The sequence below is a fragment of the Kineococcus halophytocola genome (assembly GCF_041276425.1).
Lineage (GTDB): Bacteria > Actinomycetota > Actinomycetes > Actinomycetales > Kineococcaceae > Kineococcus > Kineococcus halophytocola.
The window spans coordinates 139,251-163,197 of sequence record NZ_JBGFTU010000003.1; the positions used below are offsets into that span (position 1 = coordinate 139,251).

The following is a 23,947-nucleotide window of genomic DNA, read 5'->3' on the forward strand; positions in this document are numbered from 1 at the left end:
GCGGGCGGGGGGGCCCGGTGGGGCCCCCCAGCGGCGGTGGGGTCCAACGGTTCCCCGGACCCGGCGGTGGCGGACCTCAGGCCGGGGGTTCACCGTCGCCGGGACCGTAGGAGAACACCGGCCACCCGTCGGCCCACTCGACCTCGCGCACCTGCATGCGGATCGTGCCGCCGGTGCGGGCGTCGTAGTAGTGGTGCACGGCGTACGTGCGACCCCGCTCCCGCAGGACGTCGAGGGCACCGGGGCCGACCTGGTTGCCCCGCGTGCGCAGCAGCGAGGTCCCCCCGCCGTCGGTCATCGGAACCCCGGCGCGGTCCACGAACGGGCCGGTGGGGCTGGTGGAGCGGCCCACGACGGTCTCGTACGTGCTGTCCACGCCGCGGCAGCAGAAACCCCAGCTCGCGGTGAGGTACCAGTACCCGCCGTGCCGGAACACCTGCGGGTTCTCGATCGCGTTCGGCGGGACCTCGGGGTTGCTGGCCAGGTGCCGGACCGGTCCGACGGGGGTGTCCATGTCCCGCAGTTCCTGCACCTGGATGCCGCTCCAGAACGACCCGAACGCGATCCACCACTTCCCGCCCGCCTGGTAGACGTCGGGGTCGATGGCGTTGTAGTCGTCACCCGCGTCGGAGGTCAGCACCGGGCCGTGGTCGACCCAGCTGCCCAGGTCCCCGGGCGTGCGCGTCGTGGCCAGCCCGATGGCCGAGCGGTTCGTCCCGAACGAGGACGCCGCGTAGTACAGGTAGAACGTCCCGCCGCGTTCGACGACGTGCGGGGCCCACAGGTGGGCGACGCCGTAGTCGCGCGTCCACCGGGGCAGGTCGATGGCCCCCAGGGAGACCCAGGGCCCGGCCAGGGACCGGTCGGAGCGGCGCAGGAAGATGCCGCCGGGGTCGTCCGCGTTCGCGATCCCGGTGGAGGCGACGTAGTGGACGCCGCGGTCGGAGAACAGCGTGGGGTCGTGCACCGGGTCGTCCACGACACCCTCGACGTAGTCGCCCACGTCACCGGTCATGACGAGCTTGCCGGTCGGGGGCGGGCCCTGCCCGGGCCCCTTCGCCGCGTGGGCCGGGGCCGCCGGGAGGGCCAGGGCCAGCACCGCGAGGGTCGCGGCGAGCGTGCGGCGGTGGGTGCGGCGGGGGCTGGTGGAGACGTCCACAACGTGGTCTCGCTCTCGTCGTCGAGGTCGGTCGGCCACAGACTGCCCCTTGCGTGCAACGATGTACAGAGGGAGTTCTCAGTCGGCGGGCAGCGTGAGCACCAGCCGGTCGTCCCCGCCGGCCACGACCCGCACCGGGACGTCCCACCGCGCGCGGTGCAGGTGGCAGGCCGCCCCGGCCCCCGCGGCCACGTCGCACGAGGCCGCCCGAGCGCTCACGTGCAGCACTCCCCCGGTCACTCCCCCGGTCCCTTCCCCGGTCAGGACGACGGGGCGCGACAGGCCCGGCCCCGCACCGGTTCCCGCGCTCAGCAGGTCCGGCGGGGTCGCGGTGACGTCCAGGTGGGTCCCCCCGCCGGCCCTGTCGTCGAGGTGGCGGCCCGGCGGCGGCGCGAAGACCACCTCCAGCGCCACCTCCCCCGGCCGCAGGTCGGCCCGCGGCACCCTCGCGCGGCGCTCGCCGCCGGGGGCGAGGTCCCGGACCAGCCGGTGCGCGGCGCTGTCCACCGTGGTGAGCCCCGCCCCGTCGGGCAGGACGTCGACGGGTTCGGCCAGGTCGGTCAGGACCGTCGTCACCGCGTCCGCGACCGGGTCGTAGCGCCGGACCGCCCCGTTGAAGGTGTCGGCCACCAGGACCGTCCCGTCGGGTGCGACCGCGACCCCGAGCGGGTGCTGGAACCGGGCCCGCGCGGCCGGGCCGTCGAGGGACCCGAACTCGAACAACCCGGCCCCCACGTGCGTGCGGACCACGTAGCCGGGGCGGGCGACGGGGTCGACGTTGGCGAAGCGGTGGTCGGTGACGACGGGCACGCCGCGGTCCGGCTCCCCCGCACCGGACCCGCTGCGGCGCAGGCTGCGCAGCGCCGACGTCTCGGCGTCGACGAACCACAGGACCCGCCCGCCGGCACCCGCGGCCAGCCCCGAGGGCTGGGCGCACCACGCCGACTCCGCCGGCCCGTCCCGCAACCCCTCGGCCGTCGTGCCGGCCAGGACCCGGACGAGACCGGGCTCGGGGTCGAAGGCCCACAACTGGTGCACCCCGGCCATCGCCACGACGAGCTGGCCGTCGAACCAGGCCACGTCCCACGGGCTCGACAGGTCCTGCCCCAGCGCCGGTCCCCCACCCTCCCGGCGCCGCAGCGGCCGGCCGGTCCCGGCCACGGTGCGCACGTCGCCGTCGGCCAGCCGGACCCCGCGCAGCGCGTGGTTCTGCGTGTCGGCGACGACGACGTCGTACCCGACCCGGGCCGCGACGTCCCCCGGCAGCAGCGCCAGGCCCTGCGGCCCCGCGAAGCGCGCGGCCCTGCCGTCGACCAGCCCCGGCTCCCCCGTGCCCAGGTGCCGCCGGTGCGTGCTCAGGTCCGCCTCCAGCTCCACGAGCCGGTGGTGCCCGGCGTCGGCCACCAGGACGGTGCCACCGGTCAGGGGCAGGGCGCGGGCCGGGAACCGCAGGCCCGTTCGCCCCGGTGGCGGCGGGGGCGCGGTGGACCCGCTGCGCCGCAACGTCCCGCGCCGGTCGTGCTCGGCGACGAGGTCGGCCACGAGGAGTTCCAGCTCCGCGGCGTGCCCCTCCCCGGAGACCGAGGAGACGACGTACCCCTCGGGGTCCACGACGACCAGCGTCGGCCACGCGCGCGCCGCGTACGCCCCCCACGTGAGCAGGTCGGCGTCGTCGAGGACGGGGTGGTGCACCCCGAGCCGGTCCACGGCCGCGTCCAGGGCCGGCGGGTCGGCCTCGTGCGGGAACTTCGGGGAGTGCACCCCGACGGTCACCAGGACGTCGGCGAACCGCTCCTGCAGGGGCCGCAGCTCGGCCAGGACGTGCAGGCAGTTCACGCACGAGCTCGTCCAGAAGTCCAGCAGCACCACCGACCCGCGCAGGTCCGCCGGGGACAGGCCGGTGGAGTTCAGCCAGCGGCGCCCCTGCAGCCGGGGCGCCCGGACGCGAGGGCCCCGGCCGGTGCCCACCGGGTCAGGCGCCCGGGAACGGGAAGCGCAGCACCGCCGCCCGGTTGGGGTCCTGCGAGGGCCCCGGTTCGGGCACCGGCCCCACGTCGACCTCGGCGATCGTGTCCTCCGGCCGCGGGCGCGGCGGCAGCGTGCGCCAGCGGGCCCGCGGGTCGGGCCCCGGCTCCCCGTGCCCCGCGCCGTCCACGTCGTGCGTCCCGTCCACGCTGCTCACCTGCCCCCACGTCGGCCCAGGTCCCCACTGTCGCACCGCGAGCCCGGCCGGGCGGGCCGGGAGGGGGCGGCCTGCGCCTCGCGGACCACGGCCCGGGCCCGGGGACCCGGGGGGTCCGCACCCCCGGGGACGGGGGCCTGGCAAGCTCCGTGCAGCGTTGCACCACCGTCCCGCCGTCCGACGCCCTCGACGAGGAGAACCGCCATGACCGCGACCACCGTCCCCACGACGATGCGGGCCAGCGTCCTGCTGCGCCAGGGCGTCATCGAGATGCAGGAACGCCCCGTCCCCACCCCCGCCGACGGCGAGGTCCTCGTCCGCGTCGCCGCCGTCGGCGTCTGCGGCTCCGACGTGCACTACTACCAGCACGGCCGCATCGGCGACATGGTCGTCACCGCCCCCCTCGTCCTGGGCCACGAGGTCTCCGGCACCGTCGTCTCCGTCGGCCGCGGAGTCCCCGAGTCCCGCGTCGGCGACCGCGTCGCCATCGACCCCCAGGTCCCCTGCCGGCAGTGCCGGCAGTGCAAGACCGGCCGGTCCAACCTGTGCCCGTTCATGCGCTTCTACGCCACACCCCCCTTCGACGGGACGTTCTGCGACTACGTCACCGCCCCCGCCGACCAGGCGTTCACCGTCCCCGACAGCCTGTCCGACGAGGCCGCGGCCCTGCTGGAACCCCTCAGCGTGGGCCTGTGGGCCGCCCACAAGGCCGACGTGGGCCCCGGGGACCAGGTCCTCATCGCCGGCGCCGGCCCCATCGGGGCCATGTGCGCCCAGGCCGTGCGCGCCCGCGGAGCCACCGACGTGATCGTCACCGACTTCGTCGACTCCCGCCGCGAACGCATCACCTCCTTCGGCGCCACCCGCGCCCTGCACCCGGTCGCCGACGGCGAGGAGATCGCCGCGCTGCGCGCCGACGCGTTCATCGACTGCTCCGGGGCGACCCCGGCGGTGCTGTCCGGGATCGCCTCCACCCGCGGGGGCGGCACGGTCGTCCTCGTCGGGCTGGGTGCGGAGGAGATGCCGCTGCCGGTCCAGCTCATCGCCACCCGCGAGATCACCGTCACCGGCGTCTTCCGCTACGTCGACACCTGGCCGCGCGGCATCGCGCTGACCACGTCGGGGGCCGTGCACCTGGACGACATGGTCACCGCCCGGTACCCGCTGGAGCAGGTCGAGGAGGCGCTGAACTCCGACTCCGACCCCTCGAGCATGAAGGCCGTCGTGGTGGTCGACGCCCCCGGGGGGAACTGAGGTGGGCGTGCTCGACCGGTTCTCGCTGCACGGCAAGGTCGCGCTCGTCACCGGCGGCTACCGGGGGCTGGGCCGGGCCTTCGCCCAGGCCCTCGCCGAGGCCGGCGCCGACGTCGTCGTCGCCGCACGCGACGAGGCGAGGTCGGTCCAGGCGGCCGAGGAGATCGCGGGCTCCACCGGTCGCAAGACCCTGGGTCTCCGCCTGGACGTCACCTCCCGCCCCGAGGTCGAGGCCGCGATCGCCCGGGTCACCGAGCACTTCGGGCGCCTGGACGTCCTGGTCAACAACGCCGGCACCTGCGTGCACCGCCCCGCCCTGGAGGTGACCGACGCCGAGTACGACGACGTCATCACCACCAACCTCAAGGGCGTGTGGCTGCCCAGCACCGTCGCGGCGCGCTGGATGGGCGAGCACGGCGGCGGCAGCATCGTCAACATCGGCTCCATCAGCGCCTCCATCGTCAACCGCCCGCAGCTGCAGCCGGTCTACAACGCCTCCAAGGCCGCGGTGCACCAGCTCACGAAGTCCCTGGCCGCGGAGTGGGCGCCGCTGGGCATCCGCGTCAACGCCGTCGCCCCCGGCTACGTCAAGACGGAGATGGCCCCCGTGGACCGGCCCGAGTTCCGGCGCATGTGGATCGAGGACGCCCCCATGCAGCGGTACGCCACCCCCGAGGAGATCGCCGCCACCGTCGTCTACCTGGCCTCGGAGGCTTCCAGCTTCTCCACCGGGTCGGTCGTCGTGGCCGACGGCGGGTACACGCTCTTCTGAGGCCTCCGCGGCCACGGGTTCCGCCTCGTTGCCTCCCCGGGGCCGATGATCGGCCCCGGGGAGGCAACGGGGCCCCACCCGAGCGGAGCGGGCGGGCGGGAACAAGGGAGGGGGCGGGGTGGTTCACCCCCTCGGCATGGACATGGCAGCGGACTTCACCGAGCGTCTCCACATCGACCTCGGACGCGCGCAGAGCGCGAGGTAGCGGAGGGGAACCCCACCCCGTCCGCCACCCCGTCGTCCCTGGAGTTCCCCGTGCTCACCCGCCTGCGCCGCACGCCCTTCGGCGTGCAGGTCCTCATCGGTCTCGTCCTGGGCATCGCCCTGGGCGCGCTCGCCCGCTCGATGGGCGGCACCGAGGAGGACCCCAACTGGCTCACCACGACCCTGTCCACCATCGGGTCGATCTTCGTCACCATGCTGCGCACCCTCGTGCCGCCGCTGGTCGTGCTCGCCGTGCTCACCTCGATCGCCAACCTGCGCGAGGTGACCAACGCGGCGCGGCTGGCCTGGCAGACGCTGCTGTGGTTCGCGATCACCGCGCTCATCGCCGTCGCCATCGGGATGGGCCTCGGCGTGCTCACCGACCCCGGCGCCCGGTCCTCGGTCTCGGCCGGTGCGGTGAACGACCCGTCCTCGACGGGCTCGTGGCTGGACTTCCTGCAGGGCATCGTCCCGAGCAACATCCTCGGGCTGCAGGCCTCCTCCGGCAGCAGCGGCGTCTCGCTGAACTTCAACGTCCTGCAGCTCCTCGTCGTGGCCGTGGTGCTCGGCATCGCCGTCCTGAAGGTCGGGGAGAAGGCCGAACCCGTCCTGACCTTCGCCCGCTCGGCCCTGACCATCGTCCAGACCGTCCTGTGGTGGGTCATCCGGCTGGCCCCGATCGGCACCGTCGGCCTGCTCGGCCGGGCCGTGGCCACCTACGGGTGGGACGCCCTGAGCCCGCTGGCCGTCTTCGTCATCGACATCTACGTCGGTCTGGCGCTCGTGCTGTTCGTCGTCTACCCGGTGCTGCTGAAGGCCCACGGTCTGCGCGTGCGCAGCTTCGCCGCCGGGGTGTGGCCCGCGACCCAGCTCGGGTTCGTCTCCCGGTCCTCCATCGGCACCCTGCCGGTGACCCAGCGCGTCACCGAGGACCTCGGCGTCCCCCGCTCCTACGCCTCCTTCGCCGTCCCGCTGGGCGCCACGACGAAGATGGACGGCTGCGCCGCGATCTACCCGGCCCTGGCCGCGATCTTCGTCGCCGGCTTCTTCGGCATCGACCTGTCGGTCACCGACTACGTGCTCATCGCGTTCGTGTCCGTCGTCGGTTCCGCCGCGACGGCCGGGCTGACCGGCGCCACCGTCATGCTGACGCTGACGCTGTCCACGCTGGGCCTGCCGCTGGCCGGGGTGGGGCTGCTGCTGGCCATCGACCCGATCCTGGACATGGGCCGCACCGCGGTGAACGTCACCGGTCAGGCGCTCGTCCCGACGATCGTCGCCAAGCGCGAGGGGCTGCTGGACCTGGCCCGCTTCCGCGACCGGCGCGGGGTGCGCGAGACCGTCCCGGCCTGAGGCGACCTCGACGTCGGGAGGCGTCGGGAGGCGTCAGGAGGCGTCAGGACGTGGCGGCCACCGACACCACCAGGTCGGTGGCCGACCACCCGCTGTCCTGGCGCGTCGGCCACCCGTGCCCGGCTCCCGGCAGGCGGTACACCCGCACCGGGGCCGGGCCCGGCCACGTCGTGACCTGCACCGGGCCCGCCAGCGACGGCCCACCGGGCAACGTCGACCGCACCGGCTGCGGCTGCGCGTCGTTGGCCCGGCGGAACGCCGCCACCGTCTCGTCCACCGACGCCAGCGCGGGCAGCCAGGGCGACCGGGCGGACCGGCCCTCCCACGGCTGCACGAGATCGGCGTCCCCGTGGCTCAGCCACACCGGCGGGCCCGGCCCACCGCGCGCGGTGGCCGGCTCCGGGCGGACGGCCCCGGCACCGGCCAGGAGCTCGCCCGAGACCGCCACGGCACCGGCCCAGTCCAGGGGGTGCCGGGCCGCCAGGACCATCGCCATCCCGGCCCCGTTGGAGAACCCGCTGACGACGACGCGACCCGGGTGCACGACCCCCTCCTCGACGAGGTCGGCCACGACCGCGCGGACGAAGGCGACGTCGTCCGGCCCGCCGCGGCCCAGGCGCCCGTCGTTCCAGGCCCGCCCGGACGCCCGCGGTACGACCAGGGCCACGCCGGCGCCGGCGGCCGCCGCCGGCAGACCGGTCCCCCGGGCGAAGGCGCCCGCCTCACCGTCGAGACCGTGCAGCGCCACCACGAGCGGTGCCGGTCCCGGGTCCGGTGACGGTTGCCACAGGTAGCCGCGGGGGCCGTCCGCGGTGCTCAGCGACCGCTCGACGAGCCGGACGTCCGGTGCCGGGGCCTCGGGCACGAGGGGGACGTCGGGGACGGGCACGAGGGGGACGTCGGGGACGACGGCCGCGGGGCGGGGAGCCGCCGGAGGGGCCGGTGCCGGTGCGTCCCGCCCGCCGGCGCCCCCGCCGAGGGCGAGGACGAGCGCCACGACGGCGAGGAGGAGGGCACCGTCCCGTCCACGCCCTCCCACGGGGAACGACCCTAACCGCCCGTCACCAGGACGAGCAGGGGTTTCGCACCGCGCGGGGTGTCGCCGACGAGGGCGACGAGGGTCCCGTCGGGGGCGAAGGCCCCGACCGGCCCCTCCAGGCCCGTCGCGGGCAGGAACCCGCCGTGCGCCAGGTTCCCGGCCTGGCGCTCGTCGACGTCGAGCACGGGGAACAGGCGCCGCGCCACCGCGGCCAGCGGTTCCACCCGCGGCTGGGCCTCCACCTGCTCCAGCGTGCGCGCCTCCTGGAGCGTGAAGGGCCCCGAGCGCGTGCGGCGCAACGCCGTCAGGTGCCCGCCCACCCCCAGCGCCCGCCCGAGGTCACGGGCCAGGGCGCGCACGTAGGTCCCGCTGGAGACCTCCACGACGACGTCGAGGTCGCAGAAACCGTCCACGACGCGCCGGTCCAGGACGTCGAAGCGCGAGACCGTGACCGGCCGGGCCGGCAGCTCCACGTCCTGCCCCCCGCGCACGCGGGCGTAGCTGCGCCGGCCCTCGACCTTGATGGCGCTCACGGAGCTGGGGACCTGCTGGATCGGGCCCGTGAGGGCTGCGACCGCGGCGGCCAGCGCGTCGTCCGCGACCCCGGTCGCGTCCACCGGCTCCCCGAGGGGTTCACCCTCGGCGTCGTCGGTGACGGTCGCCACCCCGAGCCGGACGGTGGCGGTGTAGGCCTTGTCGTGGGCGACGAGGTGGGTCAGGAACTTCGTCCCGCGGTTGGCGCCGAGGACCAGCACCCCCGTCGCCGCGGGGTCCAGCGTGCCGGCGTGCCCCACCCGCCGGGTCGAGAGCAACCGGCGGCACCGGCCCACGACGTCGTGGCTGGTCCAGCCGGCCGGCTTGTCCACGACGAGGATGCCGTCCCCCACCCCGCTCACGGACGCACCCCCGGGGTGCAGGACGACGCGGGGCTCGGGCGGTGGAGACGGTTCGGCACAGGAGCAGCATGCCCTGCGCCGGGGCCCGCCCGGTCAGGGGAACTGCTCGAACACCGACCGCGCGACCCCGAACAGCACCACGACGAGCACCAGGAAGGCCGCGCCGACGGCGGCCACGAAGACCCCGCCCGCGCCGCGGCCGAGGGGTGAGCCCCCCTCGGCGCGCACGTGGGCACGGTCGGGGTCGGCCGGGTCGTAGACGACCTGCGCGGGACGGCCCGGGACGAAGGACCGGTTCCACACCTGCTCCCCCACGACCGTCACCTCCCGGCCGGCGGCCTCGAAGCGCACCACGGGCGAGAACGTCAGCCGGTGCTCGTGGCGGCTGGTGATGCGGTTGTCCACCACCGTGCCCGTCGTGGTGACGCCGTCGGTGCCCAGGCGCGCGGCGTCGCGCGAGCGGCGCCGGGCCCGGACCGCGGCGCGGACCCCGCCGGCGACGACCGCCGCCCCCAGCAGGACCAGGAGGGCGAAGACCACCACGAAGAACACGGGGACGTCGCCACCGGTGCCGGTGCCGAGGTCACCGGGGAACTGCGGATCCATGCCCTCCACAGTGCCACTGCGACGTCACGCGCGGGCGGTGTCCCCGGGGGTGGTGCCCCCGTCGGTGTCGTCGACCGCGTCCGCGTCGTCGACCGCGTCGTCGTCCGTGTCGTCGTCCTCGTCCCAGGCGTCGTCGTGCTCGACGGGCTTCTTGTACGGGTCGGCCTCCCCGGCGGGCTGGGCCCCGGCCGCGAGGGCGGCGACGCGGGCGTCCTGCTCGGCGGCCTTGGACAGCAGGTCGGTGATCTGCTGGGCCGTCTCGGGCACCTCGTCGGCGGTGAAGGTCAGCGTCGGGGTGAGCCGGATGCCGGTGCGCTTGCCGACCTCCGAGCGCAGCACGCCCTTGGCCGACTCCAGCGCGGCCTTCGTGCCGGCCTTCTCCTCGTCGCTGCCGAAGACGGTGTAGTAGAGCGTCGCGTGCTGCAGGTCGTTCGTCACCCGGGCGTCGGTGATCGTCACGAACCCCAGGCGGGGGTCCTTGACGCGCTTCTCGAGGGCGTCGGCGACGACGACCTTGATGCGGTCGGCGAGCTTGCGGGCACGGGTGGGATCCGCCACGGGGGGCTCCTGCTGGGTCGGGACCGGACGTCCGGCACCGGGCCTCAGTCCTCGGAGGACAGGGCCTGGCGCCGGGCGGAAAGGATCTGGAACTCGGGGTGCGCCGCCACGAGGCGTTCGCACCGGTCGAGCACGTCGGTGCAGCGGGCGGCGTCGGCGGCCACCACGGCGACCGCCACCTCGGCCCGCCGGTGCAGGTCGAGGTGCCCGGTCTCGGCCGCGGCGACCTCGAAGGTGCGGCGCAGCTCGGCGACCAGGGGCCGGACGAGACTGCGCTTGCCCTTCAGGGAGTGGACGTCGCCGAGCAGCAGGTCGACGGTGAGCGTTGCGGTGAACACGGCTCAAGCATGGCCGCCGGGGCGGGACCACGTGGTCCCGCCCCGGCCACCGGAGCGGACGCGGATCAGTTCCGCGCCTTCTCCTGCATCTCGAACGTCTCGATGACGTCGTCGACCTGGAGGTCGTTGAACGAGCCGAGGCCGATACCGCACTCGTAGCCCTCGCGGACCTCGGTGGCGTCGTCCTTGAACCGTCGCAGCGACTCGATGGTGAGGTTGTCCCCGTGCACGACACCGCGGCGCAGCACGCGCGCCTTGGTGTTGCGCCGGATGAGACCCGACCGGACGAGGCAACCGGCGATGTTGCCGAACTTCGAGCTGCGGAAGACCTCGCGGATCTCCGCCGTGCCGAGCTGGACCTCTTCGTACTCCGGCTTGAGCATGCCCTTCAGGGACGCCTCGACGTCCTCGATGGCCGCGTAGATCACGGAGTAGAAGCGGATGTCGACGCCCTCGCGGTCGGCGAACTCCTTGGTCTGCTGCTCCGGGCGCACGTTGAACCCGATGATGATCGCGTTCGAGGCGACGGCGAGGTTGACGTTGTTCTTCGTCACCGCACCGACCCCGCGGTCGATCACGCGCAGCTCGACCTCGTCACCGACGTCGATCTTGTAGAGCGCGTCCTCCAGGGCCTCGACCGAACCCGCACCGTCACCCTTGAGGATGAGGTTGAGGGTCTCGACCTTGCCCTGCTCCAGCGCCTTGGTGAAGTCCTCCAGCGAGATGCGCTTGCGCGCCTTCGCCAGGGCCGCGTTGCGCTCCTGCGCCTCGCGCTTCTCCGCGATCTGCCGGGCGGTCCGGTCGTCGGGCGCGGCGAGGAACGTGTCCCCCGCCCCCGGCACCGACGTCAGACCGAGGACCTGGACCGGACGCGACGGCGTGGCCGCCTCGACCGCGTCTCCGTTCTCGTCGAGCATCGCCCGGACGCGGCCGTAGCCGGTGCCGGCGACGATCGCGTCGCCGACGCGCAACGTCCCGGACTGCACCAGGACGGTGGCGACGGGACCGCGGCCCTTGTCGAGGTTGCCCTCGATCGCGACACCGCGCGCGTCCTTGTCGGGGTTGGCGCGCAGGTCCAGCGAGGCGTCGGCGGTGAGCAGGACGGCCTCGAGGAGGTCGTCCAGGCCCATGCCCTGCTTCGCGGACACGTTGACGAACATCGTGTCCCCGCCGTACTCCTCGGCCACCAGGTTGTACTCGGTGAGCTGCTGCCGGACCTTGTCAGGGTTCGCGCCCTCCTTGTCGACCTTGTTGACCGCCACGACGATCGGGACGTCGGCCGCCTGGGCGTGGTTGAGCGCCTCGACGGTCTGCGGCATCACGCCGTCGTCCGCCGCCACCACGAGGATGGCGATGTCCGTCACCTTGGCCCCGCGGGCACGCATGGCCGTGAAGGCCTCGTGACCGGGGGTGTCGATGAACGTGATCGGGCGCTCGATGCCCTCGTGGTCCTTGGCGACCTGGTAGGCACCGATGTGCTGGGTGATGCCACCGGCCTCCTTCGCCACGACGTCGGAGGAACGGATCGCGTCGAGCAGCTTCGTCTTCCCGTGGTCGACGTGACCCATGACGGTGACGACCGGGGGACGCGCCTGCAGCTCCTCGTCGCCCTCGGCCTCCAGCTCGGCGTCGAGGTCGATGGAGAAGCCCGCGAGCAGCTCGCGCTCCTCGTCCTCGGGCGAGACGACCTCGATGACGTAACCGAGCTCCTGGCCGAGCACCTGGAAGGTGTCCTCGTCCAGCGACTGCGTCGCGGTCGCCATCTCACCGAGGTGGAACAGGATCGTGACCAGCGCCGCGGGGTCGGCGTCGATGCGCTCGGCGAAGTCGCTCAGCGACGCGCCGCGCCGGATGCGGACGACGGTCGAGCCGTCACCGCGCCGGACGGAGACACCGCCGACCGACGGCGCCGCCATCGCCTCGAACTCCTGGCGCTTGGCGCGCTTGGACTTGCGGCCCTTGGCCGGCTTGCCACCGGCGCGGCCGAACGCACCCTGGGTGCCGCCGCGGTTGCCCGGACGACCACCACCACCGGGACGACCGGCGAAACCGCCGCCGCCACCGGGACCACCGGGACGACCGGCGAACCCGCCGCCGCCACGGCCACCACCGGGGCCACCGCGACCGGGCGCACCGGGACGACCGGCACCGGCGCCGGGGCGACCGACGGTCGGGCGCGCCGGCATCATGCCCGGGTTCGGGCGCGGACCACCGGGACGGGGACCGCCCGGGCCCGCCGGACCCGGACGGGGACCGCCCTGCGGACGCGGCATCCCCTGGTTGGACGCGAACGGGTTGTTGCCCGGACGCGGACCGCCCTGCGGACGCGGCATCCCCTGGCTGGTCGCGAAGGGGTTGTTGCCCGGACGCGGGGAACCGCCACCGGGACGGGCCGCACCACCGGGGCCACCGGCACCGGGACGGGCCGGGCGCTCACCCTGCGGACGGTCGCCCTGCGGACGCTCACCGCGCGGGCGGTCGCCACCGGGACGCTCCGGACGCTCACCGCGGTCCGGGCGCGGACCCCGCGCACCGGGACCGCCCTGGCCACCGGGACCACCCTGGCCGGGGGCACCCGGACGGGCGCCGGGACCACCGGGGCCGGGACGGGCCCCCGGACGCGGACCCTGACCGGGCCCGCCGGAGGACGGCGGGGTGGACGGACGGGCACCCGGCGTCGGGCGCTGTCCGGGCGTCGCCGGCCGCTGCGGGGCGGGACGCTCCGCGGGGGCGCTCGGCGGGGCCTGGAACGCCGGACCGGACGCCGCCGCGGGGGCGGGCGCGGCCGGGGCCGGCGGGGTGGGCGCCGGAGCCGGCGCGGGCGCCGGGGCCGACGGGGTGGGGGCACCGGCCGACGGCGCCGGGCGGGCGGGCGCCGGAGCCGGGGCGGGTGCGGAAGGACGCGCCGACGGTGCGGGGCCCGGACGGGCACCGCTCGGCACGCGCGGACCCGGCTTCGCCGCCGGACCCGGCCGGGCGGCGCTGGCGCCGCCCTCGGTGGGGAACTTGTCCTTCAGCCGCCGGATGACCGGCGGTTCGACGGTCGAGCTCGCGGAACGCACGAACTCGCCCATCTCCTTGAGCGTGGCCAGCACGACCTTGCTCTCGACTCCGAACTCCTTGGCGAGCTCGTAGACCCGGACCTTCGCCACATCTCTCCTGTCTCGGTCCGGGCTCGTCTCTACCGGGCGCGGACCGTCATCAGTCGGGGGGATTCATCGCTGGAGACTCATCGGGTGCTCATCAGCTGTTCGACCCGCTCTCATCGGTGGTGGTGGACACGACGGCCCCGGACGGGCACGAGTCCAGGAAGGACCGTACTCCCGAGGCGTCGAGGGGAGCTGCCCGACGCAGCGCGCGGGACCAGGCCCGGCGCTTGTCCGCCAGCTCCAGGCACGCGGTGCTCTCGTGCAGCCACGCGCCCCTGCCGGGGAGCCGGCGCCGCACGTCGACGAGGAGGGTTCCCGCCTCGTCCGGTGCGACGACGACTCTCAGCAGCGACGACCGGTGGCCCCGACGGCGGCACCCGACGCAGGTGCGCTCCGGTCCAGCAGCTGGACGCGGCGCGCGGTCGGACCGCCGGTCGGTAGGACCGGTCGCAGGCAGTGTAACGATGGGAGGAGTCTAGCCCTTCCCGTCCCGGCCCGGCCCGCACACCCACCGGCCCGGGCGCGGTTCACCCGTCGGCCCGGGCGTCCGCCTCGGTGCCGGCCCCGGTGTCGGCCTGGCTGTCGGCCTGGCTGTCGGCCTGGGTGTCGGGCCGGATGTCGATGCGCCAGCCCGTCAGCTTGGCCGCCAGCCGCGCGTTCTGGCCCTCCTTGCCGATCGCCAGCGACAGCTGGTAGTCCGGCACGACGACCCGCGCGGACCGCGCGGCCAGGTCGACGACCTCGACCGAGCTCACCCGCGCCGGCGACAGCGCGTTGGCCACGAAGCGGGCGGGGTCCTCGCTGAAGTCGACGATGTCGATCTTCTCCCCCCGCAGCTCGGCCATCACCGCCCGCACGCGCTGGCCCACCGGGCCGATGCACGCGCCCTTGGCGTTGACCCCGGCGCGGGTCGCGCGCACGGCCATCTTCGAGCGGTGACCGGCCTCGCGGGACAGGGCCGTGATCTGCACGGTGCCGTCGGCGATCTCGGGCACCTCCAGGGCGAACAGCTTGCGCACCAGCTGCGGGTGCGACCGGCTGAGCACGACCTGCGGGCCCTTGGGGCCCCTCTTGACGCTCACGACGAAGCAGCGCAGCCGCGACCCGTGCGCGTACTTCTCCCCCGGCACCTGCTCGGCCGGCGGCAGCACGCCCTCCAGCGCCCCCAGGTCGACCTGCACGACGCGCGGGTCACGCCCCTGCTGCACGACGCCGGAGACGATCTCGCCCTCGGTGCCGGCGTACTCCCCGAGCACGGCCTCGTCCTCGGCGTCGCGCAGGCGCTGCAGGACGACCTGACGGGCCGTGGTCGCCGCGATGCGGCCGAAACCGCCGGGGGTGTCGTCGAACTCGCCCACGACGTTGCCGGCGTCGTCGCGCTCCTTGGCCAGCACGCGCACCTCACCGGTGCCGCGGTCCAGCTCCACCCGGGCGTCGGGGTGCGCCTTGTGGTCGGCGTGCTCGGTGCGGTGGTACGCCACGAGCAGCGCCTGCTCGATCGCCCGCACGAGCGTCTCGAAGGGGATCTCGCGCTCGCGCTCCAGCATCCGCAGAGCGGCCATGTCGATGTTCACTGCTCGTCCTCAGCCTCGTCACCAGCGTCGTCGTCACCCAGGTCCGCGTCCTCGTCGAGCGCCTCGTCGAGCTCGTCCGCGCGGCGGAACTCCACCTGCACCTCACCGCGGACCAGGTCCGCCCACGCCAGGTCGTGGGGGGCGCCCACGTCCCGGGCCCGCGGTGGGCGGCCCTTGACCATCTGCGGCTCACCGGTCCCGTGCACGCCCTCGTCGTCGACCGCCACCACGCGCAGCAGCACCGAGGAGGAGTCGGCCAGGACCGCGCGCACCAGCCGGCCGCGGGCCCGCGCCCAGTGCCGCCGGCTCGTCAGCGGCCGGTCCACGCCGGGGGAGGTCACCTCGAGCGTGTACGGGGCCTGCCCCAGCACGTCGGCGTCGTCCAGCGCCTGCGAGACGGCCGTCGAGGCGACCGCGACGGCCTCGAGGTCGACGTCGCCGGGCTCCTCACCGGCCCCGTCGACGACGACGCGCACGACGTGCCGCCGCCCGGCGGTGCTGACGTCGACGTCGTCCAGGACGAGGGAGTCACCCACCTGCGACCCCGGGGCGAAGACGGGAGCCAGCGCCCTCCGGACGGTCTCCTCCAGCGTCGACACGACCGCCCTCCCTGTTCTCGAATCGTCGTGACGGCCGCACCGGTCCCGGTGCGCGTCCGACGGAACAGCTTAGACGCTGACGAGCCCCCCTCCCGCCGCGCGCGGGCGGGCGCTGGGCCGGGAGTGCGCGCACGGGACGGCCCGCCTGGCAGCATCGTCGACCGTGCCACCCCCCGAGCCACCCCCCGAGCCGGCCGCTGCGCGCCCCCTCACCGCGACCCCGCCCCGCCGGCCCGCGCGCCGCACGCTGCTCACGGCCATGACCCTGGCCGTGCCGGTGCTGGCCGGGTGCGGGGTCCGGTGGGTCGTGGGCGACGAGCCGACCCCCACGCCGGAACGGGGCCCGGACGACGTGGCCCGGGAGGCCGCCGTCGGGGACACCGTGGCCCTGCTGGCGGTGCTCGACCCGGCGGCCGGCGGACCGGCCCCGCTGCAGGCCGTCGCCGCCGAGGCCGCCCAGGTCTGCCGGGCGCACCTGCTCGCCCTCGGCGGCGCCGGGGACGCCCCGGGTCCCGCAAACCCCGCCGACGCCCCCGCCGACGCCCAGGTGGTCACCGACCGCCTCGCCCAGGCCTCCACGGCCGCGGTCACCCAGCTCGCCCCCGCCGAGGGCCGGGCTCCCGGTGCCGGCACGGCCCGGCTGCTCGCCGCCGTGGCCGCCTCCCGGGCCCTGCTGGCCGACGCGGTCGCCGCGGCGACCGGCTCGCTCGTGCGGTCCGACCAGACCGTCGCCACCGGCGAGGACGCCGGCCCGGACGTCCCCGCGCCGCCGGCGGACGCCACCCCACCGGCCCCCACCCCACCGGGCCCGACCGGCTCCCCCACGGCCGCGGCGGACCCGGCCCGCGTCCGGGCCCTGCAGGCCGCCCTGGCCGGGGAGCACGCCGCCGTCCACGCCTACGCCCTCGTCGCCGGCCGGCTCGCGCCCCCGCGCCGCGAGGAGGCCCTGGCCGACCTCGCGGGCCACCGCACCGCCCGCGACGACCTCGTCGACGAGCTCGTCGCCCTGGGCGCCGCCCCCGTCGAGGCGGCCGCCGGGTACGACGTGCAGGCCCCGACCGCCCCGGCCGCGACCGCCCTGGCGGCCACGGTCGAGGAACGCGTCACGACCCTGCGCGTGGAGGTCGTCGCCACCGCGGGGCCCGCCCGCGCGGACGCCGCCGGCGAGGTCGTCGCCGCGGCGCGGGCGGCCCGGCGGTGGGGCTCGACGGTCCTCACCTTCCCGGGGATGCCCTGGCTGGGCGAGGACGGGCGCGCGCTGCCCGGCCCCGGTCCGTCCACCACGCCGTAGACCCCCCGGTGGCCGTGACCGGCACGACTGGGAGACTGCGCCCGAGATGAGCAGCACACCCCCGCCCCCACCGGCCGACCGGCGCCCGCGCGCGACCGACGCGCCGCTGCGGATCATGACGTGGAACGTGTGGTGGCGCTTCGGCGACTGGCAGGCCCGTCGCGAGGCGATCCTCGCGGTCCTGCGCGCCGAGCAGCCCGACGTCGTGGGCCTGCAGGAGGTCTGGGCCGACGAGGAGGAGAACCTCGCCACCTGGCTCGGCGAACGGCTCGGGATGCACGTCGCCTGGTCCCCCTCCCCCGCCCCCGACCGCTGGCGGGAGCGGCTGGCCCGCCACGGGGACCCCTCGGCCGGGTCCCTGCAGTTCGGCAACGCCGTGCTCAGCCGCTGGCCGCTGCTGAGCACCGAGGTGCTCGACCTGCCCGCGGGCGGGGCCGAGGACGAGGGCCGCACCGCGCTGCAGGTGCTCGTGGACGCCCCGCACCGGCCGCTGCCGTTCACCACGACGCACCTGAACTCCTCCCCGGCCGAGTCCGCGGTGCGGGTGGCCCAGGTCCGCGAGCTCGTGCCGTTCGTGGCGCGCACCCGGGCCAAGGGCGTGCACTACCCGCCCGTGCTGACCGGGGACTTCAACGCCCTGGCCGAGTCCGACGAGCTGCGGCTGTGCCAGGGGTACCTGACGGCCGGTCCCGTGCCGGGGTTCGTCCTCGTCGACTCCTGGCGCTTCGCCGACCCGGCCGACCCCGGGTTCACCTGGGACCGGCGCAACCCCTTCGTCGCGCGCATCCACCAGCCCGACGCCCGCATCGACCACGTCCTGGTGGGGCTGGCGCCGTTCACCGGGGAGGGCTCGGTGCTGGACGTGCGCCGGGTCGCCGTCGACCCGGTCGACGGGGTGTGGGCCAGCGACCACGCGGCGGTGCTGGTCGACCTGCGCCCCTGACCTCCCGCGACGACGTGCGCGCGCCCGGGCCCGGCGCGACCATGCTGGCGTGAGCAGCGACGCATCCCTGGACCCCCGCCGCACCGGGACCGCGACGGGGCACGGCACGTCCGACACCGTCCGCCAGGGGGTCGTCGTGGCCAGCGCCGTCCTCGGCATCGTCGGCGCCACCGTCGGATCGGGCGCCTTCGGCGGCACCCCCATCGCCTCGGCCGCCGGGGGTGCCCTCAGCGCCGACGCCACGCTCGTGGCCCCCGCCGGGCCGGCGTTCGCGATCTGGTCGGTGGTCTACACCGGGCTGGCGGGCCTGGCCGTGTGGCAGGCCCTGCCGGCGCACCGGCACGACCGGCGCCAGCGCGCGACGGGCTGGTGGACGGCCGCCTCCCTCGTCCTCAACGCCGTCTGGATCGGCACCGTGCAGCTGGGGTCGGTGTGGTTGTCCGTCGCCGTCATCGCCGTGCTGCTGCTCGTGCTGGTCAGGACGTTCGGGGCGCTGCTGGCCGAGCGGCCGCGCACCCGCGTCGAGGCCGTCCTCGTCGACGGGACCATCGGGCTGTACCTGGGCTGGGTCTCCATCGCGACGCTCGCCAACACCGCCGCCGCGCTGCGCAGCAGCGGCCTGACCGGCGGCGAGACCGGCTGGGCCGTCGCCGTCCTCGGCGTGGCGACCGGCGTGGGCGTCTTCACCGCCGTGCGCAGTCGCGGGCGCCTGGCCTACGGGGCCGGTCTGGCGTGGGGCCTGGGCTGGGTGGCCGCCGCGCGCGGTGGGGCCGAGCAGAACACCTCCACGACGGTCGCCGTCACCGCGGGCGTCGCCGCCGCGGTGGTCGCCGGGACCACCGCGGCGGCGCGGCTGCTCAGCCGCGGACGAGCGCTGCGACGCGGCTGACCGCGTCGGCGACGGGCACCTGCTCGGAGTCGCCGCTGCGGCGGTCCTTCAGCTCCACGGTCCCCTCGGCCAGGCCCTTGCCGACGACGAGGATCGTCGGCACGCCCACGAGCTCGGCGTCCTTGAACTTCACCCCCGGCGAGACCTTCGGACGGTCGTCGTAGAGGACCTCGATCCCCTGCGCGTCGAGCTCGGCCGCGATCCGCTCCGCCGTCTCGAAGACGGCGGCGTCCTTGCCCGTGGCGACGACGTGCACGTCGGCCGGGGCCAGTGCGCGGGGCCAGACCAGGCCCTTGTCGTCGTGGTTGCCCTCGGCGACGCAGGCCATGGCGCGGGTGACGCCGATGCCGTACGAACCCATCGTCACCACGACCTGCTTGCCGTTCTCGTCCAGGACCTTCAGGTCCAGCGCGTCGGCGAAGCGGCGGCCGAGGGCGAAGATGTGCCCGATCTCGATGCCGCGCGCCAGCTCCAGCGGACCGGACCCGTCCGGGGCCTCGTCGCCGGCCTTGACCTCGGCGGCCTCCACGACACCGTCGGCGGTGAAGTCGCGGCCGGCGACGAGGTCGTAGACGTGCTTCCCGGGGGCGTCGGCGCCCGTCACCCACGCCGTGCCGTCGACCACGCGCGGGTCGAGGAGGTAACGGATGCCCGAGGCGTTCTCCGACCCCAGCACGCCGGGGCCGATGTAGCCCTTGACCAGCGAGGGGTGCTGGGCGAAGTCCGCCGCCTCGAACGGTTCGACCTCCGCGGGCGAGACCGCGGCCTCCAGGCGCTTGAGGTCCACCTCGCGGTCGCCGGGCACACCGACGGCCAGCGGTTCGCGCGTCCCGTCGGGGTTCTTCAGGACGACGATGACGTTCTTCAGCGTGTCCGCCGCCGTCCACGGCCGGTCGGCACGGGGGTGCTTCTCGTTGCTCACCGCGACGAGCGTGTCGATGGTCGGGGTGTCGGGGGTGTCCTCGACGTGCGCGGCGGGCAGCCCCTCGAAGGGGACCGCCGGGGGTGCCAGCGTCGTGACGGCCTCGACGTTCGCGGCGTACCCGCCGGGCGAGCGGACGAAGGTGTCCTCCCCGATCTCGGTGGGGTGCAGGAACTCCTCGCTGCGCGAGCCGCCCATCGCCCCCGACATCGCCGAGACGACGACGAACTCCAGGCCGAGGCGGCGGAAGATCCTGACGTACGCCTCGCGGTGCAGGTCGTAGGACTTCTCCAGGCCCGCGTCGTCGACGTCGAAGCTGTAGGAGTCCTTCATCGTGAACTCGCGGCCGCGCAGGATGCCCGCGCGCGGACGCGCCTCGTCGCGGTACTTCGTCTGGATCTGGTAGATCGACAGCGGTAGGTCCTTGTACGAGGAGTACAGGTCCTTGACCAGCAGCGTGAACATCTCCTCGTGCGTGGGGGCGAGGAGGTAGTCGGCACCCTTGCGGTCCTTGAGCTTGAAGATGCCATCGCCGTAGTCGCTCCAGCGGTTCGTCGCCTCGTACGGCTCGCGGGGCAGCAGCGCCGGGAAGTGGACCTCCTGCGCACCGGCGGCGTCCATCTCCTCGCGGACGATCCCCTCGACCTTGCGCAGCACCTTCAGCCCCAGCGGCAGCCACGTGTAGATCCCGGGCGCGGCGCGGCGGACGTACCCGGCCCGCACGAGGAGCTTGTGGCTGGCGACCTCGGCCTCGACCGGGTCCTCCCGCAGGGTCCGCAGGAACAGCGTCGACATCCGCATCAGCACGCCCGACAGGCTACCGGCGCGCCCCGGCCACCCTCACCGCACTTCCCCGCAGGGCGACCCGAACCCCCCGGGTGGGCGAGGCGCGTCAGAACAGGACGGTCGCGAACGACCCGACCTCGCGGAACCCGACGCGGCGGTAGGCGGCGAGGGCGCGGGCGTTGTAGTCGTTGACGTACAGCGACACCTGCTGCACCCCGTCGGCGCGGGCGGCCTCCACGACGGCGGCCATGCCCGGTTCGGACAGCCCCTCACCGCGCCGGTGCGGGGGGACCCACACGCCCTGCACCTGCACGACCTTGGGCGAGACGGCCCCCAGCTCGGCCTTGAAGACGACCTCGGGCCCGGAGCGGCCGGCGTCGATGCGCACGAACGACCGGCCCGTGGAGACGAGCTCGGCGACGCGGGCGCGGTAGGCGCCGCCGCCGTCGGGCGGGGCGGGCGCGTAGCCGATCTCCTCGGTGAACATGGCCACGCAGGCGGGCACGACGAGGTCGAGCTCGCGCAGGGTGGCGCGCCGCACGGCGGGGTCGGGCCGCACCGAGGCGGCGGTGTCGCACACCATGAGCGGCTGGCTGGCGCGGACCTCCCGCGCCCCGCGCCAGTGCGGCTCCAGCCGGCGCCACAGGGCGAGCACCTGCTCGGCGGGGCCGACGAGGGAGGAGCAGCGCCGGCCCTCGGCGCGGGCCGTGGCGGCGAAGGCGTCCAGGGCCGCCGGCGTCGCCTCGACCGGCACGAGGTTGGCCCCGGCCCAGCACGCCGAGACCAGCGCCCCGTCCTCGAACCAGCCCCACACCTGCCCGCCGAGGTCGCTGCCGGGGCGGGCGAGCAGCCCCAGCAGCCGGGCGGAGACGAACAGGTTCGCCACGGGGTCGCGCTCGCACAACCGCAGGAGGGCGGGCGCGTCGGACCCGCCGAGCACGCGCAGCGTCCCGGAGGCGGCGGATCCCCGCGCGGCCGAGTTCGTCGTCAGCACCACTCCCGCATCCTGCCCCGAGACCGGGCGCAGGTCGAGGCGAGGGGCGGACCGGTCAGCTCAGGTGCTCCGGCTGCACCTCGTGCTTGCCCGCGTCCAGGTCCCCACCGCGCCCGGCGTCCACGTCGACCTCGCCCGCGCCGCGGCCGGGACGGTGGGGACGCAGGCGCACCACGACGGACTTGGAGGTGGGGGTGCCGCTGGCCTCGGCGGTCGAGTCCAGCGGGACGAGGGGGTTGGTCTCGGGGTAGTACGCGGCCACGCACCCGCGCGGCGTGTCGTAGACCACCACCCGGAAGGCCTCCGCGACGCGGTCGACCCCGTCGTCCTAGACCCCCACGAGGTCGACGAGGTCACCGTCGCCCACCCCGTTCCCGCGGGCGTCGGCGGCGTGGACGAAGACCACCCGGCGACCGGCGTGGATGCCGCGGTAGCGGTCGTCCAGGCCGTAGACGGTGGTGTTGTACTGGTCGTGGCTGCGCAGGGTCTGCAGCAGCAGTTCCCCCTCCCGCAGTTCCAGCACCTCCAGCGGCACGACCGAGAACACCGCCCGTGCCCCCGGCGTGGTGAAGGTCCGCGAGTCGCGGGGGGCGTGCGGGAGCTGGAACCCCCCGGGCCGGGCGACCTTGGCCTCGTAGTCCTCGCACCCCGGCACGACGCGGGCGATGTGCGCCCGGACGGTGGCGTAGTCGTCGGCGAAACCGGCCCAGTCGATGCCGTACCGGTCCCCCAGCGCGGCGCGGGCGATGCCGGCGACGATCTGCACCTCCGACTGCACCCCGGGGGCCGGTGGGGCCAGCCGCCCGCGGCTGGCGTGCACCTGCGACATGGAGTCCTCGACGGTGACGAACTGCTCGCGGCCGCCGGGGCGCACGTCGCGCTCGGTCCGCCCCAGCGTCGGCAGCAGGACCGCGGTCTCGCCGCAGACGGCGTGCGAGCGGCTGAGCTTGGTCGAGACCTGGACGGTGGTGGTGCACCGGCGCAGCGCGGCCTCGGTGACGGCGGTGTCCGGGGCGGCCTGGGTGAAGTTGCCGCCCATGCCCATGAAGAACTCCACCGACCCCTCGCGCATGGCGCGGATGGTGTCGACGACGTCGTGGCCGTGCTCGCGCGGCGGCGCGAACCCGAACTCGGCCTCCAGGGCGTCCAGGAAGTGCTGCGGGGCGCGTTCCCAGATGCCCATGGTCCGGTCGCCCTGGACGTTGGAGTGACCGCGCACCGGGCACAGCCCGGCACCGGGCCGGCCCACGGCCCCCAGGGCGAGGTGCAGGTTGACGACCTCCTTGATGGTGCCGACGGCGTTGCGGTGCTGGGTGATGCCCATCGCCCAGCAGGTGATGACCCGGTCGGTGGCCAGCACCATCTCGGTGGCCGCGTCCAGCTCGGCCCGCGACAGCCCGGTCGCGGCGAGGACCTGCTCCTCGTCCAGGGACTCCACGTGGGCGGCCCACTCCTGGAACCCGGACGTCGAGTCCTGCACGAAGGCGCGGTCGACCCGGCCGGCGCGCAGCACGGCCCGGCCGAACCACTGGAACAGGGCGAGGTCGCCGTTGCCGCGGATGGGCAGGTGCAGGTCGGACAACCCCTCGCCCGAGACCAGGCCGCGGGGGGTCTGCGGGTTCTTGAACCGCATCAGCCCCGCCTCGGGCAGGGGGTTGACGGTGAGGATGCGCGCACCGCGGCGCTTGGCCGACTCCAGCGCCGAGAGCATCCGCGGGTGGTTGGTCCCGGGGTTCTGCCCGGCGACGACGATGAGCCCGGCGGCGTCGAAGTCGCGCAGGTGCACGCTGCCCTTGCCGATGCCGATGGTCTCGGCCAGGGCCACCGAGGTGGACTCGTGGCACATGTTCGAGCAGTCCGGCAGGTTGTTCGTCCCCAGGGCCCGCACGAACAACTGGTAGGCGAACGCGGCCTCGTTGGACGTGCGGCCCGAGGTGTAGAAGGCCGCCCGGTGCGGGCTGTCCAGGGCCCGCAGCCGGTCGCCGACGAGGCGGTAGGCCTCCTCGTAGGAGACCGGTTCGTAGTGCCGGGACCCGGGGCGCTTGACCATCGGCTCGGTCAGCCGCCCCTGCTGCCCCAGCCAGTGGTCGGACTTCGTGGCGAGGTCGTCGACGGAGTGGCGGGCGAAGAACTCCCGGGTCACCCGCCGCAGGGTGGCCTCCTCGGCCACGGCCTTGGCGCCGTTCTCGCAGAACTCGGCCGTGTGCCGGTGCTCGGGGTCGGGCCAGGCGCAGCCCTGGCAGTCGAAGCCGCCCACCTGGTTCAGCCGCAGGAGGGTGGCGGCGGTGCGCCGCACCCCCATCTGCTCGACCCCGTGCTGCAGGGCCACCGCCACGGCGGGGACCCCCGCGGCGTACCCCTTGCGGGAGGAGACCCGTAGGCCGGACTCGTCGACGTCCTCGACCGGTGACTTCTTCGTCATCGGGGAACGCTACCGCG

20 protein-coding genes and 1 pseudogene are annotated in these 23,947 nt (G+C 75.3%); 6 read left to right on the plus strand and 15 right to left on the minus strand.

Going from position 1 to position 23,947, the window contains the following annotated elements; genetic code table 11:
* Positions 1–76: 76 nt before the first annotated feature.
* The 3 genes from AB2L27_RS03595 to AB2L27_RS03605 form a co-directional block, all read right to left on the minus strand.
* Positions 77–1,159, minus strand: a complete 1,083-nt coding sequence (locus AB2L27_RS03595; protein ID WP_370440097.1) for an arabinan endo-1,5-alpha-L-arabinosidase — start codon at positions 1,157–1,159, stop codon at positions 77–79.
* A 78-nt stretch (positions 1,160–1,237) separates the two neighbouring features.
* Complete coding sequence (locus AB2L27_RS03600) at positions 1,238–3,127, minus strand: thioredoxin-like domain-containing protein (RefSeq protein WP_370440098.1); 1,890 nt, start codon at positions 3,125–3,127, stop codon at positions 1,238–1,240.
* Positions 3,128–3,131: 4 nt separating this feature from the next.
* Positions 3,132–3,341 (minus strand): hypothetical protein, encoded by a 210-nt coding sequence (locus AB2L27_RS03605; protein ID WP_370440099.1) that lies wholly within the window; start codon positions 3,339–3,341, stop codon positions 3,132–3,134.
* A gap of 204 nt (positions 3,342–3,545) precedes the next feature.
* On the opposite strand from AB2L27_RS03605, the gene AB2L27_RS03610 reads away from it, so the two are divergent.
* From AB2L27_RS03610 to AB2L27_RS03620, 3 genes are all read left to right on the plus strand, one after another.
* Positions 3,546–4,595: an NAD(P)-dependent alcohol dehydrogenase gene (locus AB2L27_RS03610; protein ID WP_370440100.1), complete on the plus strand. Its 1,050-nt coding sequence runs from the start codon at positions 3,546–3,548 to the stop codon at positions 4,593–4,595.
* Between the two features lies 1 nt (position 4,596).
* Positions 4,597–5,367 carry an SDR family NAD(P)-dependent oxidoreductase gene (locus AB2L27_RS03615; RefSeq protein WP_370440101.1) on the plus strand — a complete coding sequence of 257 codons (771 nt, stop codon included), beginning with the start codon at positions 4,597–4,599 and terminating at the stop codon, positions 5,365–5,367.
* A gap of 255 nt (positions 5,368–5,622) precedes the next feature.
* Entirely contained in the window at positions 5,623–6,924 is a 1,302-nt protein-coding gene (locus AB2L27_RS03620; RefSeq protein WP_370440102.1) for a dicarboxylate/amino acid:cation symporter, read from the plus strand.
* A gap of 43 nt (positions 6,925–6,967) precedes the next feature.
* Here the strand turns inward: AB2L27_RS03620 and AB2L27_RS03625 are convergent, their stop codons facing one another.
* From AB2L27_RS03625 to AB2L27_RS03665, 9 genes are all read right to left on the minus strand, one after another.
* Entirely contained in the window at positions 6,968–7,963 is a 996-nt protein-coding gene (locus AB2L27_RS03625; RefSeq protein ID WP_370440103.1) for a CE1 family esterase, read from the minus strand.
* 11 nt (positions 7,964–7,974) lie between these two features.
* On the minus strand, positions 7,975–8,850 hold the full coding sequence (truB, locus tag AB2L27_RS03630) for a tRNA pseudouridine(55) synthase TruB (RefSeq protein ID WP_370440194.1): 876 nt from the start codon (positions 8,848–8,850) through the stop codon (positions 7,975–7,977).
* Positions 8,851–8,952: 102 nt separating this feature from the next.
* Complete coding sequence (locus AB2L27_RS03635) at positions 8,953–9,465, minus strand: DUF3592 domain-containing protein (protein ID WP_370440104.1); 513 nt, start codon at positions 9,463–9,465, stop codon at positions 8,953–8,955.
* A 24-nt stretch (positions 9,466–9,489) separates the two neighbouring features.
* Positions 9,490–10,023 (minus strand): 30S ribosome-binding factor RbfA, encoded by a 534-nt coding sequence (gene rbfA / locus AB2L27_RS03640; protein WP_370440105.1) that lies wholly within the window; start codon positions 10,021–10,023, stop codon positions 9,490–9,492.
* A gap of 44 nt (positions 10,024–10,067) precedes the next feature.
* Positions 10,068–10,361: a DUF503 domain-containing protein gene (locus AB2L27_RS03645; RefSeq protein WP_370440106.1), complete on the minus strand. Its 294-nt coding sequence runs from the start codon at positions 10,359–10,361 to the stop codon at positions 10,068–10,070.
* Between the two features lie 65 nt (positions 10,362–10,426).
* Positions 10,427–13,513 carry a translation initiation factor IF-2 gene (gene infB / locus AB2L27_RS03650; protein WP_370440107.1) on the minus strand — a complete coding sequence of 1,029 codons (3,087 nt, stop codon included), beginning with the start codon at positions 13,511–13,513 and terminating at the stop codon, positions 10,427–10,429.
* A 91-nt stretch (positions 13,514–13,604) separates the two neighbouring features.
* Entirely contained in the window at positions 13,605–13,976 is a 372-nt protein-coding gene (locus AB2L27_RS03655) for a YlxR family protein (protein WP_370440195.1), read from the minus strand.
* 61 nt (positions 13,977–14,037) lie between these two features.
* On the minus strand, positions 14,038–15,084 hold the full coding sequence (gene nusA / locus AB2L27_RS03660; RefSeq protein WP_370440108.1) for a transcription termination factor NusA: 1,047 nt from the start codon (positions 15,082–15,084) through the stop codon (positions 14,038–14,040).
* The gene (locus tag AB2L27_RS03665; RefSeq protein WP_370440109.1) at positions 15,081–15,683 is read right to left on the minus strand and encodes an LSm family protein; all 603 of its coding nucleotides are present in this window, start codon (positions 15,681–15,683) and stop codon (positions 15,081–15,083) included. The genes nusA and AB2L27_RS03665 overlap by 4 nt, the downstream gene beginning before the upstream one ends.
* 163 nt (positions 15,684–15,846) lie before the next feature.
* On the opposite strand from AB2L27_RS03665, the gene AB2L27_RS03670 reads away from it, so the two are divergent.
* From AB2L27_RS03670 to AB2L27_RS03680, 3 genes are read left to right on the plus strand one after another with little or no spacing between them, the layout of a single operon-like run.
* A complete protein-coding gene (locus AB2L27_RS03670) occupies positions 15,847–16,974 on the plus strand; it encodes a DUF4439 domain-containing protein (RefSeq protein ID WP_370440110.1) in 1,128 nt (375 codons plus the stop codon).
* A gap of 46 nt (positions 16,975–17,020) precedes the next feature.
* Entirely contained in the window at positions 17,021–17,917 is an 897-nt protein-coding gene (locus tag AB2L27_RS03675) for an endonuclease/exonuclease/phosphatase family protein (protein ID WP_370440111.1), read from the plus strand.
* 49 nt (positions 17,918–17,966) lie between these two features.
* A complete protein-coding gene (locus tag AB2L27_RS03680; RefSeq protein ID WP_370440112.1) occupies positions 17,967–18,806 on the plus strand; it encodes a tryptophan-rich sensory protein in 840 nt (279 codons plus the stop codon).
* On the opposite strand, the gene AB2L27_RS03685 is transcribed toward AB2L27_RS03680, so the two are convergent.
* The 3 genes and pseudogenes from AB2L27_RS03685 to AB2L27_RS03695 all read right to left on the minus strand — a co-directional run bounded on the left by AB2L27_RS03685 (position 18,775) and on the right by AB2L27_RS03695 (position 23,930).
* Positions 18,775–20,535 carry a proline--tRNA ligase gene (locus tag AB2L27_RS03685; protein WP_370440113.1) on the minus strand — a complete coding sequence of 587 codons (1,761 nt, stop codon included), beginning with the start codon at positions 20,533–20,535 and terminating at the stop codon, positions 18,775–18,777. The genes AB2L27_RS03680 and AB2L27_RS03685 overlap by 32 nt on opposite strands.
* Positions 20,536–20,620: 85 nt before the next feature.
* On the minus strand, positions 20,621–21,511 hold the full coding sequence (locus AB2L27_RS03690) for a GNAT family N-acetyltransferase (protein WP_370440114.1): 891 nt from the start codon (positions 21,509–21,511) through the stop codon (positions 20,621–20,623).
* A 52-nt stretch (positions 21,512–21,563) separates the two neighbouring features.
* Positions 21,564–23,930: pseudogene (locus AB2L27_RS03695) on the minus strand (FdhF/YdeP family oxidoreductase).
* Positions 23,931–23,947 lie beyond the last annotated feature (17 nt).